Source organism: Bacillus sp. FJAT-22090, assembly GCF_001278755.1.
Taxonomy (GTDB): Bacteria; Bacillota; Bacilli; order Bacillales_A; family Planococcaceae; genus Psychrobacillus.
The window spans coordinates 2,098,549-2,113,641 of the sequence record NZ_CP012601.1 but is presented as its reverse complement, the minus strand read 5'-3'; the positions used below and the strand labels follow the sequence as shown (position 1 = coordinate 2,113,641).

Genomic DNA, 15,093 nt, shown 5'->3' with positions numbered 1-15,093 from the left:
TTGTTTGAACGTGAACATTTCTCCCATCCCCTTTGTAAAAAGAAAAGGCCTTTTCCTCAATTGGAGGAATGGGCTTTTTCTTTTTCATTATTTTTATGTAAATATAAAGTATAACTTATTATTTAAAGAATCTAATTAAAATGTTGAGGTGTAGTGATTTTGTTCAGACAATTTCACTGCACTCTTTTTTGCGAAGGCTTTGATTTTCGCTACGTTTCGGGGGGATGGATTTTCAGCTTGTACTGTTCGCGGTGTTGCACCTCTCCTACGCACCTCTTGTTCTTTTTTCATGCTCCTAACAAGAATTATAGACCAATTTAAAAAGCAGTCTAACATTCTAGTTTTATAACACTGAAATGTTAGACTGCTTTTATTTATTTTAATTGCCACAAAACGTTGCCCTCTATGAAAACTCTTTCCACCTCTTGTAATAATAGACGTTTTTTCATTTCACGCTCGGCTAGTTGTTCAGATATATTATAATAGCAAGCTATTTCACTAGTTGATATTGAATGGAACCAGTCAAATAACTTTTCTAGGGTCGGCGGTTGTTGTTTCTTAGGTTCTTCATAAAGCATTTCCGATAATATTTGTACATAAATTTCATAAGGATAAATGCCGGACACTTTAATGCCTTCGTCTTCTATATTTTCGTTGAAGAAAACGATACTTGGAAAAGAAGTTACTTCCATTTCACTTGTTATCGATAAATCATTTTGAAAAGAACGAGCACATTCTTTTGACTGAAAATCATTTGTAAATTCCTTCACATCAATTTTAACCTCATTTGCTAAATCTTGAAGCACAGAGAAGGAGGTTACGTTTCTAGTTTTTAGAAAGAGATGTTCTTGTAGTTTATTAAAATAACGTATTGCTGCTTTTTTTCCTTGAAACTCTGCAGCTTTAACTGCAATTGTAGGGAAAACAGGGTGCTCTATTTCAGATACATCATATTCTGTTTTTAGTATCTGTTCCTTTGGTTTTTTGCAAACAGTGTTCAATTTACTAATTTGAGTACTTAGTACTGTGCGAACTGTAAAATACTGTCCATATTCCACTTGCAATTTCCGAATGATTGGTTGCAAATCCCAACAAGCTGAACAAAGAGGATCAAGAAAAATATACATTTCAATTGGCTTGTTTATTAAAGAATGTGCAATCGTTTCAGCCGGAATTTGTATTCTTGTCACATTTTTTCCTCCTCATGACTCATTTGATTGACCATGTGGTTGGCAGTAAGTACAAGTCTTCTAAAAAAATTATCACGGAACTTTCCTTCTAGACCCACTTTATCCATTGCATCACTCATACAAGCAAGCCAGGCTTCTGCACGTTCGGATGTGATTGGAAACGGATTATGGCGCATCTTCATCATAGGATGTCCGTGTTCTTCAGTATATAAATTAGGGCCACCTAAATATTGAGTTAAAAATTGTTTCTGTTTTCTTGCAGTTTCTGTTAAATCATTTGGGAAGATTGGCTTCAGCTTAGGATGTTTTGCTACATTACTATAGAATGCATCGACTAACTCTGATAATTTTTCTGCTCCGATTTCATCAAAAGGAAGAATTGGTTTTTCTGTCATCTTTCTGACTCCTTTGCTTAGCTCTATTTATATTCTATCAATCTGCATCAAATATCTCAAACAATTAGACTGTCTCTAAAGTTAGAGCCATAAAAAAACGACCACTAAATGAGGTCGTTTCATTATGCATCATGTAGGGGTCAGTAAAGTGACGAATTAAGCTTGGAAGTAATTCATCACTTTTTTTACGTAGTTTTGCGTCTCTTTATATGGTGGAATACCATCATATTTCTTAACAGCTCCTGGTCCGGCATTATATGCAGCAAGAGCAGTTTCAATATTCCCATCAAATTGGTTAAGCATCTGACGTAAATATTTTGCGCCGCCCATTATGTTGTCTAAAGGATCCAAAATGTTAGTTACTCCTAAATATTTTGCAGTACCAGGCATTAATTGCATTAATCCAGAAGCACCTGCCGTACTTACAGCATTGGCGTTAAAATTCGATTCTTGTTTAATGACGGATGAAATAAGCTTTTCAGGTAAATTGTATTTTGAAGCAGCGTGTTGAATAATTTCATCATAATTAGAAGAAGCAACGCCTTGTGATGTGAAAGACGATAAAGTTGTTGCTAGACTGTCATTTTGAATAGAAATACTTGATGGAATAAATACTGGAGCATTCCCATTATAAAAAAGAGAGTTAGCAGTATTGGAATTCGCAGTACTTCCGCTATCTTGAAGTACTTCTCCAAGTAGGTCTGAAAACAAGGAAGAATTACTAGAGTTTTGAGAACTTTGTACTGATCCTAGGGTTTGCATAGCATTAATTTCTAATAATGTTTTTAATGATTGTATATCCACAAGGTGTCAACCTTTCAAGGTATGATTATAGTTTATTAGTCGTGCAATCTTTTTATCGGCACTTCTTATGGGTATCTGAAGTGATTCCAATAAATTTACAAATACTTTTTTTCCATTTTCGACATTATCACACTCATATTCTACTTCAAAATCTTCTGTTTGACTATAAAGTGAATGATCAAAAAAGAGCATTCCATTTTCAAAGGTTTTATTAGCCCGATTAGTTTGCATACTTCCTATACAAGTGAGAGTTCCTTCATTCTTTATTTGATTTATAATTGGAATATCTGGAAAATGGAGGTTCTGCAAAATCTCTTCTTTTTCACTATCCGTTAGTAGATATGTTGTTTCGTTCATAATATGCTCTTTCTCAGGAACTTTTAATGTGAGTTCATTTTTATTGGCCATCACTCGCAAGCGAAAGCCCATTTTCTTTTCTTTAAAATAATTACTTGAAGTATCAAAATAGTAATTAGTTTGTGTATAGAAATCATCTGAGTCTACTTGAAAATGAGCGAGCATTTGTTCGAATTCATCTTTAGTCAATAAGTTTTTAAATTCGATTTCTTTTTCAGTATGCATGAATTCACAACCTTTCTTATTATTTCTATTATAGACGCTTTGCAACGACATTCAATATGATAAAATAGGGGAAGAATGGATAGAGAGGAAGATATACTTTGCCTATTACTTATAATGTGCACAGTGGTGTGCAATTAGAAAATGATATCAGATTTATTTTAGATGACAATCCAATAAATCCACAAATAAAAGCAGGCGGTCAAATGATAACGGATTCAGATTCGTTAGCATTTGTTTATTTACTAGAAGATGAAACCGGATATCATTATGTTAAGTTTGGACAAGATGTATGGCCGCTTTTAGTTACTACATTAAAAGCAACAAAAGATCCAACTTTGCAATATGGTGAGGATGAATTAGTGTTAGATATGTTTCGAGAAGAACTTGAGATGCTAATTTTCAATATCGAAGGAAATGAAAACTATGGTGTTGAATTTTCAAGTGCGGTAGAGGAAGCATTTAACGAGATTCTTAAAGCATAGAAAGTCATGTGGAGTGGAGGTCACGCTTATGGGGCAGTGGGAACGTTTTTTAGAGCCGTACAAGCAAGCAGTTTCAGAGCTGAAAATTAAGCTAAAGGGAATGCGTACACAATATGAAATAGAAAATATAAACTCCCCGATTGAATTTGTAACTGGACGGGTTAAACCATTAGCAAGTATATATGATAAATCATTAGAAAAAGGAATTGTATTCGTGCCTTCTGATGTATTAGCGAAAGAAATACCGGATATTGCAGGGGTAAGGATGATGTGTCAATTTGTTGATGATATTGAAACCGTCGTTAATTTATTACGTGCACGTAATGACTTAACAATTGTAGAAGAACGAGACTATATTTCTCACAAAAAACAGAGTGGATATAGATCGTATCATATGATAATTGAATACCCAGTTCAAACAATCCATGGAGAAATAAACATATTAGCTGAAATTCAAATTCGTACGCTTGCAATGAATTTTTGGGCATCTATTGAGCATTCTTTAAACTATAAATACAAAGGCGTATTTCCTGAAGAAATTAAAAAAAGATTACAATACGCAGCAGAAGCGGCCTTTCGCTTAGATGAAGAAATGTCCTTAATCAGAGGAGAAATTCAAGAAGCTCAAAAATATTTTAGCGAAATAAAAGAATTGTCCAATCCAAAACTACATCTAAACCAAACAGAAGAGAGGTCTCGTGAATAATGAAATTTTTCATACAGTCTCGAAATGATGATCTTTCCAATAAGTTAATGGAAGATGCAAAATTGTATCTAGTGGATTTCGGTCTTACATTTGATGAAGAAAATCCTGATATCGTTTTATCCATTGGTGGTGACGGAACATTATTACATGCTTTTCATAAGTATAAGCACTTAACATCTTCCGTAGCTTTTGTTGGTATTCATACTGGACATTTAGGATTTTACGCGGATTGGAAACCGGTTGAAATTGAAAAGTTAGTTATTAGTATTGCTAAGAAAGAATACGATGTAATAGAATATCCATTACTGGAAGTTACGATTAACTATCGTCATGAAGAAGATAGCTCGGTTTATTTAGCGGTGAATGAATCAACCGTAAAATCTCCTGACGTTACTTTAGTAATGGACGTAGAGCTAAACGGTATGCACTTCGAACGTTTTAGAGGTGATGGATTGTGTATGTCTACTCCATCTGGAAGTACGGCATATAACAAAGCACTTGGTGGTGCTATCGTTCATCCATCGTTAGAGGCGATGCAATTAGCAGAAATTGCTTCTATTAATAACCGTGTTTTCCGTACGGTTGGTTCACCCCTTGTATTACCGAAGCATCATTCGTGTTTATTAAAACCAGTAAAAGGTCCAGATTTTATGGTAACAGTAGATCATTTGCAACTTTTGCATAAAGATGTTCAATCTATTATGTATCGAGTTGCCAATGAAAAAATACGTTTTGCTCGTTTTCGTTCATTTCCATTTTGGCAACGTGTGCATGATTCGTTTATTGATAGTGATTTGAAAGAATGAAAAACACAAAATTAACGCTAACATTTACAATGAAGGAAGATCATATACTACTTAGAGATGCAATCAGAAAGTATGGTATTTCAAAAAAAGCTTTGACGAGTATTAAATATGAAGGTGGAAAAATTTTAGTTAATGGGGAAGAAAAGACTGTAAGACATGAACTAAAAGTTGGAGATATTGTATCCCTTATTTTTCCAGAAGAGAAAAAAAGTGAGGGACTTATCCCCGAATTTGGTGACTTTCCAATTCTTTTTGAAGATGATCATATACTAATAATTTTAAAAGAAGCAGGAATAAGTACAATTCCTTCTAGAGAGCATCCAAATGGAACGATAGCCAATAAAGTTGCAGGCTATTATCAATCAAAAGGAATTGCTTCTACAATTCATATTGTTACAAGATTAGATAAGGATACTTCAGGAATTATTTGTATTGCTAAGCATAGACATGCTCATCATTTGTTAAGTGAAATGCAAAAAACAGGTTCGATTTATAGGACATATGAAGCGATTGTGCATGGACATGTGATGGAAGATTCTTTTACAATTGAAGCACCAATAGGTCGTAAGAATGGAAGTATCATTGAACGAATCATTACTTCAGAAGGTAAGTATGCAAAAACAACGGTCCAAGTAATTAAGCGTTTTACATTTCAAGAAGAAAATATTACCCATGTGCGATTAAATCTTCATACTGGGCGAACACATCAAATTCGAGTACATATGATGTCAATTGGTCATCCATTGATTGGCGATGATTTGTATGGAGGGAGTCGATTTCTAATTGATCGACAAGCGTTACATGCAAAGTCGATAAAGTTAATTCATCCATTTACAAAAGAAAATCTTCTTATAGAAGCGCCTTTCCCTAAAGATATGTATCAAATTTTATTATAAATCCCTTTATTTTACCTGTCTAAAAGGTATTATGGAGGGATTTGTTTTATTATATATTAAATTAGTTTTAAGATAATTTCCCAGGGAATAATTTTATAAAACATACTTTACGGATGTTGCTTAATATCGTTAAACCTCATACAATGAATAAGGATAACCGCAGAAAGGAGTGAGAAACGTGAAAGAAGAATTGAATCCAATTGCATTAGAAGAATCCCAGTTAATTGACATTCTCTCAAATGATTTAATGGATGAGTTCAGGGATGAATTTATGCAACTTCACCCATATGATCAATCGTTATTTTTTGAGAAGGTGGAGCCTGAAATAAGGAAGAAAATATATCACTATCTCTCTCCAAAGGAATTGGCGGAAATTTTTGAAGCGACTAAGTTCGAAGAGGAACAATATGAATTTTATTTAAAAGAAATGGACACCACATACGCTGCAGATATGCTCTCTTATATGTATGCAGATAATGCTGTTGACGTCTTGAACGAATTAGGGAAAGACCAAGTAGCGAGTTATTTAAGTATTATGGACGAAGAATCTGCACAAGAAATTAAAGAGCTTCTCCATTATGAAGAATATACTGCGGGTTCTATCATGACTACTGAATATGTAGCAATTCCAGAATCATCTACATGTAGATCAGCGATGACAATTTTGCGAAATGAGGCTCCAAACGCCGAAACAATTTATTATTTATTTGTTGTAAATGATTCCCATAAATTGACAGGGGTTATATCTCTTCGTGATTTAATCATAGCTGATGAAGATACATTGATTAAAGAAATAATGAATGAACGTGTCGTTAGTGTTTTAGTAAGTGAAGATCAAGAAGAGGTTGCTCGTACTATAAAAGATTATGATTTTCTTGCAGTACCAGTAGTAGATTTTGAACAACATCTACTTGGAATTATTACTGTCGATGATGTCATAGATGTATTAGATGAAGAAGCTTCTGACGATTATTCTAAACTTGCCGGAGTTTCTGATATGGATACATTTGACAAAAGTCCTTTCACTGCTGCTAAGAAGAGATTACCTTGGCTTATCGTATTATTATTTTTAGGTATGATGACAGCAAATTTAATGAGTATTTTTACAGAAACTTTGGAACAGGTTGCTTTGCTTGCTGTTTTTATTCCGCTAATAGCAGGTACTGCAGGTAATAGTGGAACACAAGCATTAGCTGTTGCCATTAGAGGTATTGCAACAGGAGATATTGAAGAAGAAAGCAAATTTAAAATATTACTACGGGAAGCTGGAACGGGACTAATAACTGGTCTATTATGTGGTTTGATAGTGGTAGGCATAGTTTTCTTTTGGAAACATGACTTATTAATAGGATTACTAGTTGGAGCTGCAATTTTTGGGTCTATTTTTGTCGCTACACTTGGAGGTTCATTTATTCCTTTGCTAATCCATCGAATGAAGATCGATCCTGCTGTTGCATCTGGTCCGTTTATTACTACGATTAATGACGTAGTAAGTATTTTAATCTATCTTGGACTTGCTACATTATTTATTTCCTCCTTATCGTGAGAAGGTATTTTCACCATTTCATCTAATGAAGCATAAATTAAAGCAAAAAAGGATGTGTCTGTGAACTCTTTCAATGATCCTTTATTATTTATAAAAGCACCGCCTGTATTCCATTTACCACCAAACGTTAAAGTTAGCGTACCGGTGGAAGTCCAAATGGATGCTGTAGAAGAAGTCCAAGATGAAAGTACTTCCATATACGAAATTAGAACAACTATGTCAAAAAAAACACTTGCTATATTAGAAAAATTGTACTTTCTTTCTAAGCCATTTCAACGGAAGGCGTATCGGCCACTAGTGTTTCATATGGAAGGTGGTATTTACCTTCAGGGTGAGGTAGCAGATGTAGATGATGATGTAGTGACTTTAATAATTGGAGAAGGTGAAATTGTTACTTACCCCGTAAATAAAGTAGAAAAAATAGTGTGGCGTGGCGTGGAAATGAAATGAACAAAAAAACTATCCTATGAAGGGTAGTTTTTTTTCTGTATAAACGATAAAACCGTTCGGGAAATCCCGAACGGAGTAGACATTGCGAGGAGGAAACTAATCAGTCACATACATCTAAAAATACGTCCGCTATACATTCGATTGCACAGAAACAATTTAAATCGACTGTTACACAGCTACCAGTCAATCTCCAATTACGAACTTTACAAATTTGTCTTAAGTCGATTTTAGTACCATCATCATTTAACAAATCAACTTCATTTCTTTCTCTATCTAGCGGTTCTAATACGCGTAATGTTGCGCAGCATGTATCAAAAATATCTTCCACTCGGAAAAATACGGAGAAACAATCATTATCGCATCTATCTCTATCTCGGAAAAATGCTTTGAATGGAGTACCGTCTTTATTCAAAAGCATAAATACACGTGTGTCCGCTTGGTTACGTGCTGGACTAACGATACCACCTAGTGGTTCTAAGAAACAACTTGTTGGACATCCTGGACAATCGTCACGTGTTGCTTGATCTTGAATATCTTTGATTGCACGAACAACGTCACAAACACAGCCTTCATTTCTTCTTACATCTGCAATATCTTCAACTCTTCCACAACCCATTGATTTCACCTCCTCTTCTCTATCTAACTTATGTAGCTTCTTCATAAAGGTTAGGGCAAATATCTCTAATGCTCTTCGTATATTTCTTTTTCTCATGCTCATACTAACTCGAAAAGGGGCCATGAATCCTATGCATAAAATTACTACTGTCCTTCTGCTGTTTTTTCTCTTAAGTGCATGTTCTGATGAATCTGTGCACATCGTTTATCCTTCTAATACTTCTCCTGAGATAGAGGAAGAATTAAAACACCATGATTCGGTCAAAGGATTTCAGAGTGTAACTGACAATAATAATGTGTTAGTGGCAATCGACATAAAAAGAATGAGTAGGTTCAATAAAGAAAAAATAGAAAAAAAAATAACAAAAGAATTAGAGAAAAAATTTCCGGAGAAAGAAGTGCTAGTCACAGGTGATTTAAAAGTAAAATGGGAAATTGAAAAAATAATTGACCAGAAATTAAAATCCGAAAAGCTAACTAAATCAATTGAAGATATAAAATCTTTATCAAAGGAAGAGACATAATGGATCAAAAACAATTCGAAAAAATAGTAGATAATCAAACACCGAAAACACCACTTTTTATGAATATGTTAAAAGCATTTTTAGTTGGGGGCATTATTTGTGCTATTGGACAGCTTATTACTTTTTTTTATATTCGTTTTTTTCCATTTACAGAGAAAACAGCAGGAAACCCAACTGTAGCAACTTTGGTTTTTATTGCAATGATCCTAACGGGTACAGGACTATATAAAAAGATTGCTCAAATAGGTGGAGCGGGATCGGCTGTTCCAGTAACTGGCTTTGGAAATGCTGTAATATCTGCTTCTTTAGAACACAAAACCGAAGGGTACGTATTAGGTGTCGGTGGAAATATGTTTAAACTAGCCGGCTCTGTTATTGTTTTTGGTGTACTTTCCGCTTTTATAGTAGCCTTGATTAAAACAATTTTAGTTAAAATGGGAGTGCTCTCATGGTAATAAAGTCTGGGACAATACAATTTAAAGAAAATCCAAGTATAGCAAGTACGGGTGTTGTGGTAGGTCCTACGGAAAAGAAGAGTACTTTTGCTGAATCATTTGATGAAGTTCTTCTTTTAGAGAATGAAAAAGGTGAAACCTTTGAACAAGCGCATACCCATTTTATCGAAAAAGCTTGTAAAGAAACTTTGAGAAAAGGGCATGAAAAGCTTGAAAATGTAGATGTATTTATTGGAGGAGACCTAGTAAATCAACTTTCCCCTACTAATTTTGCTGCTCGCCAGTTAGCGATTCCATTTTTAGGCGTTTTTTCCGCATGTGCAAGTTCTGTAGAATCAGTTATTTTAGGAAGTCTTCTACTGGAATCAGGAAATGCAAAATCTGTACTCGCTGGCGCCTCTAGCCATCATCCGAGCGTGGAGAGACAGTTTAGATATCCTCTTGAATACGGAGCACAAAGACCTGGAACATCTCAATGGACTGTCACTGCTGCAGGTTTTGCACTACTACAAAAGCATGCAAAAAATGCCCCTATTATTACGCACGCCACCATTGGAAGAGTAGTGGATGGTGGACAAAAGAACCCACTTTTTATGGGAGCTGCAATGGCACCAGCTGCAAGAGATACAATTGAAAGGCATTTAACGAATACAAATAGTAGGATGGCAGATTATGACGTAATTATGACCGGTGATTTAGGGAAAATAGGTTTGTCTATATTAAAAGAAATGTTTCAAGATGAAAATAGTGGAGTAATCCTGCAAGATGCTGGTGCACAATTTTATGGTGAAGATGAATTTTTTAAGGCAGGAGCAAGTGGTGCAGGATGCTCTGCTGCTGTTTATTTCAGTCATGTATTTAATCAATTAAAAAGTGGCGTATACAAACGGGTATTACTAGTCGCAACTGGCGCATTATTATCGCCATTAACTTTTCAACAAGGTGAAACAATCCCTTGTATTGCTCATGCCATTGAATGTCGTATGGAGAAAAGAGGATAAAAATGATTTCATCAATATTAGTTTCATTTATTGTCGGAGGTCTTATTTGTGTAGTTGGACAAATATTAATGGATGTTTTTAAGCTTACCCCAGCACATACGTTATGTACACTTGTAGTTAGTGGCTCTATTTTAGATGGATTTGGTTTATATGAGCCGTTAATTGATTTTGCTGGAGCAGGTGCTACTGTTCCAATAACATCTTTCGGTAATTCACTAACACACGGGGCTTTAGCAGAAGCAGAAAAGCACGGTCTAATAGGAGTAGTTACAGGGATGTTTGAGGTTACAAGCTCAGGGATTAGTTCTGCTATTTTGTTTGGAATTATTGGAGCGTTTATTTTTCAAAAACAGAAAACTCACTACTAGTTGATTAGCCCTTTTTCTTTTTCTTGCCTTTGCATACTATATGTTGAAGAGGAGAGGAGGGAAAGATTATGTACGGCTACTGTGGTGGAGGATACCCTGGTTACGGCGGCGGTTATGGCGGAGGCTATGGCGGAAATAAAAGCTCAACTTTTGTATTGATCGTTGTTTTATTTATCTTATTAATAATTGTAGGAGCAAGCTTTCTCCATTAATCATAAATAATTAATGTGAGGAGGAAAATTAGTGCAAAATTCATTTTTTAAAGCAATAGAAAATAAAACTGGTGTTTCGATGGAAGATCTTTTTACGCTTGCCAATGCCATCTCGCATGCTGATTTTACGGATGAAAAACAAGTTCGTAAAATTGTACGCAAAGTTGGCAAGCTAGCAAATAAACCAGTTTCTCAACAGCTAGAGGATGAACTGACGAATTCCATTTTAAAAAGTGGAAATTCGTTAAGTTTATCTGATATCGAAAAGTTGTTGTAATAGTAAGAAAATATTTTAAGAGTAATAGGTTTAATACTTGGAGACATAGGGTATAGAGGGATAAATAAATCGGAGGTGGAGGAAATGGGATACATCATACCAGTTCAACCAATTCAGTCGCAAATTTATGCTAATCGTATGTCGATGGATGATTATAATTTTGCTTATGTAAGCAATATTAATGGAGTTAAGATGAAATCAACTTTTGATGAACATCTTGAGGACCAGGAGCAGGTACTTAAAGACAAAGAAGATAATGATGAGAAATCATCATCGTTTGATAAGTATCCAACTAATCCGCCTTTATTTAAAACCTTTATCCAACCTAATCCAGTAAATTTATCTCCTAAAATTGCACAAATAAGTGGTAAGGGAAATTCAATTAATTTGTATATTTGATAAATAAATGTATAAAGTGATTAAATTTAAATGCCGATTTAAAATCGGCATTTTTTTCTGCAATAATCTAAATAAAAAATGGATTATTAGGTTGAATAAATATTTTTACTGATACCTTGTACAATTAAAATAAAATGGGCGTTTAGCCATTGCTTAGCTGACCCAATATACATATAAATATTAGGATACTATAAAAGGAGGTTAGAAAATATGAATAAGAAGATGATACTTTCACTAGTAGATAGAGTAGTAAAAGTAGATAGAGGTGGTCCGGAGTCTCGTATAGGTAAACTACTTGCAGTTCAAGATGATCACTTAACTCTACTTACAGATAACGATGGAATTATTTATTACAATACACAACATATTAAAAGCTTAACAATTAATACGAAAAATCAGGATCAAGTTAATATTGAAGTACCAGAGGATTTTGAATTCATACAAGCGGATGACTTCAAAGGCGTTTTAAGAAATTTAACACTTCGATGGGTAAAAATTAATCGTGGTGGACCTGAAACGTTAGAAGGAGTAATGGACTATGTCGATGATGATTATATAACGATTGTCTCAAACGAAGAAATAATCCGGATTTCTTTGTTCCATATCCGAAACATTAGCTACGGAGTAAAACTTCCAAAAGAAGATGAAGCAGAAAATAAAAATGAATCTAAAAAAGATAGTGAATAAATAAATGATGTTTTCGTCGCTTCTGTTGATCCGAAGCGACGAATATTCTATGAAGGAGGCGCTCTTATCTTGCAAGAGGACAATATTAAAAAAGTTTTATGCGCCCTTATTAATATGAAGATTGGTTTGTATTTACGAAACAGTAAATATGTAGAAGGTATTTTATTAGATGTCAAACAAGATCACCTTGCTGTTGATGTCAATGGAAACGTATTCTATTTCGCATTTGAACATATTGGAGCTATATCTAAGAATGCTAAGGACTATAGCGTCTACCCCAAAACTGATTCCTATCCAGAAAGCAATGATTTAACAGATGTTTTGAAAGTATTGAAATACAACTGGGTTACCATTAATAGTTTGAGTAATCAGGCGCTATTTGGAGTACTAACGAGCATTGTGGAAGATCATATCATTTTAATAAATAATCAGGATCTATACTATATCCCAAAATCTTATATATCAAGTATTCATAAAGGTATATCCAAGATGGAGATAAATAAAATTAATGAGCAATCCACAGAAATCAGTAATGAATTAGTTATTCAAGACACCGTTTCTAGTGTAAATGCTGAACTTATACAATTTACAAACGTCGCAATGAATGAAAATCAGCAAAAAGATGAGCATCAGGAACAAATTCTCGCTGAGCGTTTTAAAACAAACAATAATTATGAAGAATTTGTTAAAGTGCCTATTATGGAAGATCAGACGGAAGAGAAAAATAAAGCTATTAATGAAGTTCCAGATGTTCTAAGTTTGCATAGTGTAGAAGATATTCCTTTAACAAAAGAATGGAGTATCAAATCCAATAACGATGACCAAAACGAAGCGAAAAATCTAAGAAATTTAATTTCTGAATTACATTACTCAGCTTTAGGCTTCAATTCAACGATGAAAGAAAACAATTTAGAACTGTTAAAATCGGTATCTCATTTAGTTGATGATATTGACTCCAATAATGATGTACTAGAAATAAAAAACAATCAAGTGTTATCTGTGCCAGATGATGAATTATTAAAAATGTATAACGAAAATGAGAACCATGAGGATACAAGTCAAGAAGTTGAGGTTCAAGAAACAATGGAATTAATAGATAATCTGAAGAATTCATTAAATCAAGAAGAAACGCAAAATCTTCCGAATAGAGAAGACCTAGAAGCAGATTATTTAGATCCTTACAATTCAAGGAGTAGCGTTATTAATGAAGAACAAATTATTTCTAAAGAACCTCAGATTCAAAACAAGGAAAAAAGAATACTTTTAACTGCATGGAGTAAAATGAATCTTGACCAAAATTCAATTACTATCCCCCAAAAAAAAAATGTAGAAAGCGAATCTCCTACTCATAAAACAAGTTCAGTTGTTGTAGATCTAGCTTCAGACCATGAAAAATCATTTGTTGAAGAGATGCATGAAAATAATACAACAGAGGAGCATGGTAAACTGGTTATTGCACCTGAGCATTCTGAAGTATTATTTACTACAGATCCAATAAGTCCCATAGAAAAAAAAGCGATGTTGCTTAAACAATACTATGCATTAATGAAACATGCAGAGAATAATTCAGCTAACCAGGAATATCGTTCTGTACGGTACCCATCTTTAGATTATCAGGTAAACAATAAAACAGAGTTTGAAGAATTAAAGAATTCGTATGTATCGGAAAGTCTAAAAGAAGAAAAAGCAGTGTTAGAAAATCAATTTTATTCATTGATGAGGCATGCTGCAAAGATGTATCGTCAAATAAGAGATTTTTGAATAAGAATATTAATTTATGAACGGCGAAAAAAATATGTCTAAGAACTTAATTGGCGATATTTTGAGTATTAGTAAACCAAGATGCATTAAAACTATATGTGTTGCTGGCTAAAATAACATTTCATGTTTTTCCAATAGACATAATCGTTTGTTTGTTCAATCTTTATCTATAGTTATTATAATAATATAAAAGGAGATGTGACCTTGAATAAAATTATTCAAAGTCTAATCAATGAAGTTGTTCAAATCGAAGTTTCGGGGAAGAAGCAAATTAATGGTACTTTGATTGATTTAGGCAGCGACATAGTGGTTCTTTTTAATGGAGCGGATTTTATGTACATCCCTTTACATCATATCCAGAGTTTAGATATTGGTAGTAATGAGGAATACGAAATACAGCCCCCGACAGTTTCTCCTAGCATATTCTCTGGAGAAAGTGAAGATGAGTTATCTTATAATGAGGTACTATTACAAGCAAAAGGAAAATATGTGGAGATTTATATAACAGATGATCAGTCTCTACATGGTTATATTACACATATTAAAAATGACTATTTTGAATTTTATTCACCTATTTATAAAAAGATGTACATTGCTATTAATCATTTGAAGTGGTTAATACCCTATGTTAAAAATGAAAACCCTTATGGCCAGATCAAAGAAGAAGGCAACTTGCAAACGGACAAAGATTCTTTAGAGAACACGTTTGAATCTCAAGTTGAAAAGTTGAAAAGTTCGATTGTCGTCCTAAACATTGGAGGTAAACATAGCCATGTTGGTAAAATAAACAATGTGGAAAAACAGATTATTGAGATGAAAACTGCTAGAATAGTTCCTATCTATCTAAACCTGGATCATATTAAAACTCTTCACCAGGTGTAAACGATGGTTAGACTAAAGTACTTGATTTATGAAGAGAACAATAAAGAAATACACA

Annotated in this window: 21 protein-coding genes; 16 read left to right on the top strand and 5 right to left on the bottom strand. The window is 33.9% G+C overall.

Annotated features, from left to right (window positions below):
• Positions 1 to 374: 374 nt before the first annotated feature.
• From AM499_RS10855 to AM499_RS10840, 4 genes are all read right to left on the bottom strand, one after another.
• Entirely contained in the window at positions 375 to 1,190 is an 816-nt protein-coding gene (locus AM499_RS10855; protein ID WP_053590232.1) for a DsbA family protein, read from the bottom strand.
• Positions 1,187 to 1,585 carry a globin domain-containing protein gene (locus tag AM499_RS10850; protein WP_053590231.1) on the bottom strand — a complete coding sequence of 133 codons (399 nt, stop codon included), beginning with the start codon at positions 1,583 to 1,585 and terminating at the stop codon, positions 1,187 to 1,189. Before AM499_RS10850 ends, AM499_RS10855 begins: the two co-directional genes overlap by 4 nt.
• 156 nt (positions 1,586 to 1,741) lie before the next feature.
• Positions 1,742 to 2,389, bottom strand: a complete 648-nt coding sequence (locus tag AM499_RS10845) for a lytic transglycosylase domain-containing protein (protein WP_053590230.1) — start codon at positions 2,387 to 2,389, stop codon at positions 1,742 to 1,744.
• Between the two features lie 6 nt (positions 2,390 to 2,395).
• Entirely contained in the window at positions 2,396 to 2,971 is a 576-nt protein-coding gene (locus AM499_RS10840; RefSeq protein ID WP_053590229.1) for a CYTH domain-containing protein, read from the bottom strand.
• Positions 2,972 to 3,069: 98 nt separating this feature from the next.
• Here AM499_RS10840 and AM499_RS10835 point away from each other — a divergent pair, with 98 nt between their 5' ends.
• The 6 genes from AM499_RS10835 (at position 3,070) to AM499_RS10810 (ending at position 7,857) form a co-directional block, all read left to right on the top strand.
• The gene (locus AM499_RS10835; RefSeq protein WP_053590228.1) at positions 3,070 to 3,453 is read left to right on the top strand and encodes a UPF0738 family protein; all 384 of its coding nucleotides are present in this window, start codon (positions 3,070 to 3,072) and stop codon (positions 3,451 to 3,453) included.
• 28 nt (positions 3,454 to 3,481) lie between these two features.
• Positions 3,482 to 4,159, top strand: a complete 678-nt coding sequence (locus AM499_RS10830; protein WP_053590227.1) for a GTP diphosphokinase — start codon at positions 3,482 to 3,484, stop codon at positions 4,157 to 4,159.
• A complete protein-coding gene (locus AM499_RS10825; RefSeq protein WP_053590226.1) occupies positions 4,159 to 4,965 on the top strand; it encodes an NAD kinase in 807 nt (268 codons plus the stop codon). The genes AM499_RS10830 and AM499_RS10825 overlap by 1 nt, the downstream gene beginning before the upstream one ends.
• A complete protein-coding gene (locus AM499_RS10820; RefSeq protein ID WP_053590225.1) occupies positions 4,962 to 5,861 on the top strand; it encodes an RluA family pseudouridine synthase in 900 nt (299 codons plus the stop codon). Before AM499_RS10825 ends, AM499_RS10820 begins: the two co-directional genes overlap by 4 nt.
• 199 nt (positions 5,862 to 6,060) lie before the next feature.
• Positions 6,061 to 7,407 carry a magnesium transporter gene (gene mgtE, locus AM499_RS10815; RefSeq protein ID WP_231687571.1) on the top strand — a complete coding sequence of 449 codons (1,347 nt, stop codon included), beginning with the start codon at positions 6,061 to 6,063 and terminating at the stop codon, positions 7,405 to 7,407.
• Positions 7,408 to 7,467: 60 nt separating this feature from the next.
• The gene (locus AM499_RS10810) at positions 7,468 to 7,857 is read left to right on the top strand and encodes a hypothetical protein (RefSeq protein ID WP_053590223.1); all 390 of its coding nucleotides are present in this window, start codon (positions 7,468 to 7,470) and stop codon (positions 7,855 to 7,857) included.
• A 100-nt stretch (positions 7,858 to 7,957) separates the two neighbouring features.
• Here the strand turns inward: AM499_RS10810 and AM499_RS10805 are convergent, their stop codons facing one another.
• Positions 7,958 to 8,473 (bottom strand): CotY/CotZ family spore coat protein, encoded by a 516-nt coding sequence (locus AM499_RS10805; protein ID WP_053590222.1) that lies wholly within the window; start codon positions 8,471 to 8,473, stop codon positions 7,958 to 7,960.
• 130 nt (positions 8,474 to 8,603) lie between these two features.
• Between AM499_RS10805 and AM499_RS10800 the strand changes: the two genes are divergently transcribed.
• The 10 genes from AM499_RS10800 to AM499_RS10760 all read left to right on the top strand — a co-directional run bounded on the left by AM499_RS10800 (position 8,604) and on the right by AM499_RS10760 (position 15,038).
• Complete coding sequence (locus AM499_RS10800) at positions 8,604 to 8,996, top strand: YhcN/YlaJ family sporulation lipoprotein (protein ID WP_053590221.1); 393 nt, start codon at positions 8,604 to 8,606, stop codon at positions 8,994 to 8,996.
• Positions 8,996 to 9,451, top strand: coding sequence for a stage V sporulation protein AC (gene spoVAC, locus AM499_RS10795; RefSeq protein WP_053590220.1), 456 nt, complete (start codon positions 8,996 to 8,998; stop codon positions 9,449 to 9,451). Before AM499_RS10800 ends, spoVAC begins: the two co-directional genes overlap by 1 nt.
• Complete coding sequence (locus tag AM499_RS10790) at positions 9,445 to 10,452, top strand: beta-ketoacyl-[acyl-carrier-protein] synthase family protein (RefSeq protein WP_053590219.1); 1,008 nt, start codon at positions 9,445 to 9,447, stop codon at positions 10,450 to 10,452. Before spoVAC ends, AM499_RS10790 begins: the two co-directional genes overlap by 7 nt.
• Positions 10,453 to 10,454: 2 nt before the next feature.
• Positions 10,455 to 10,820 carry a stage V sporulation protein AE gene (gene spoVAE, locus AM499_RS10785; protein WP_053590218.1) on the top strand — a complete coding sequence of 122 codons (366 nt, stop codon included), beginning with the start codon at positions 10,455 to 10,457 and terminating at the stop codon, positions 10,818 to 10,820.
• Between the two features lie 68 nt (positions 10,821 to 10,888).
• Positions 10,889 to 11,032 (top strand): YjcZ family sporulation protein, encoded by a 144-nt coding sequence (locus AM499_RS21395; RefSeq protein WP_082355239.1) that lies wholly within the window; start codon positions 10,889 to 10,891, stop codon positions 11,030 to 11,032.
• A gap of 31 nt (positions 11,033 to 11,063) precedes the next feature.
• Complete coding sequence (locus AM499_RS10780) at positions 11,064 to 11,309, top strand: stage VI sporulation protein F (protein WP_082355238.1); 246 nt, start codon at positions 11,064 to 11,066, stop codon at positions 11,307 to 11,309.
• 84 nt (positions 11,310 to 11,393) lie between these two features.
• Complete coding sequence (locus tag AM499_RS10775; protein WP_053590217.1) at positions 11,394 to 11,708, top strand: hypothetical protein; 315 nt, start codon at positions 11,394 to 11,396, stop codon at positions 11,706 to 11,708.
• A gap of 210 nt (positions 11,709 to 11,918) precedes the next feature.
• Positions 11,919 to 12,395, top strand: a complete 477-nt coding sequence (locus AM499_RS10770; RefSeq protein WP_053590216.1) for a hypothetical protein — start codon at positions 11,919 to 11,921, stop codon at positions 12,393 to 12,395.
• Between the two features lie 69 nt (positions 12,396 to 12,464).
• Positions 12,465 to 14,156, top strand: coding sequence for a DUF2642 domain-containing protein (locus tag AM499_RS10765; protein ID WP_053590215.1), 1,692 nt, complete (start codon positions 12,465 to 12,467; stop codon positions 14,154 to 14,156).
• 204 nt (positions 14,157 to 14,360) lie between these two features.
• Positions 14,361 to 15,038, top strand: coding sequence for a hypothetical protein (locus AM499_RS10760; RefSeq protein WP_053590214.1), 678 nt, complete (start codon positions 14,361 to 14,363; stop codon positions 15,036 to 15,038).
• Positions 15,039 to 15,093: the final 55 nt, after the last annotated feature.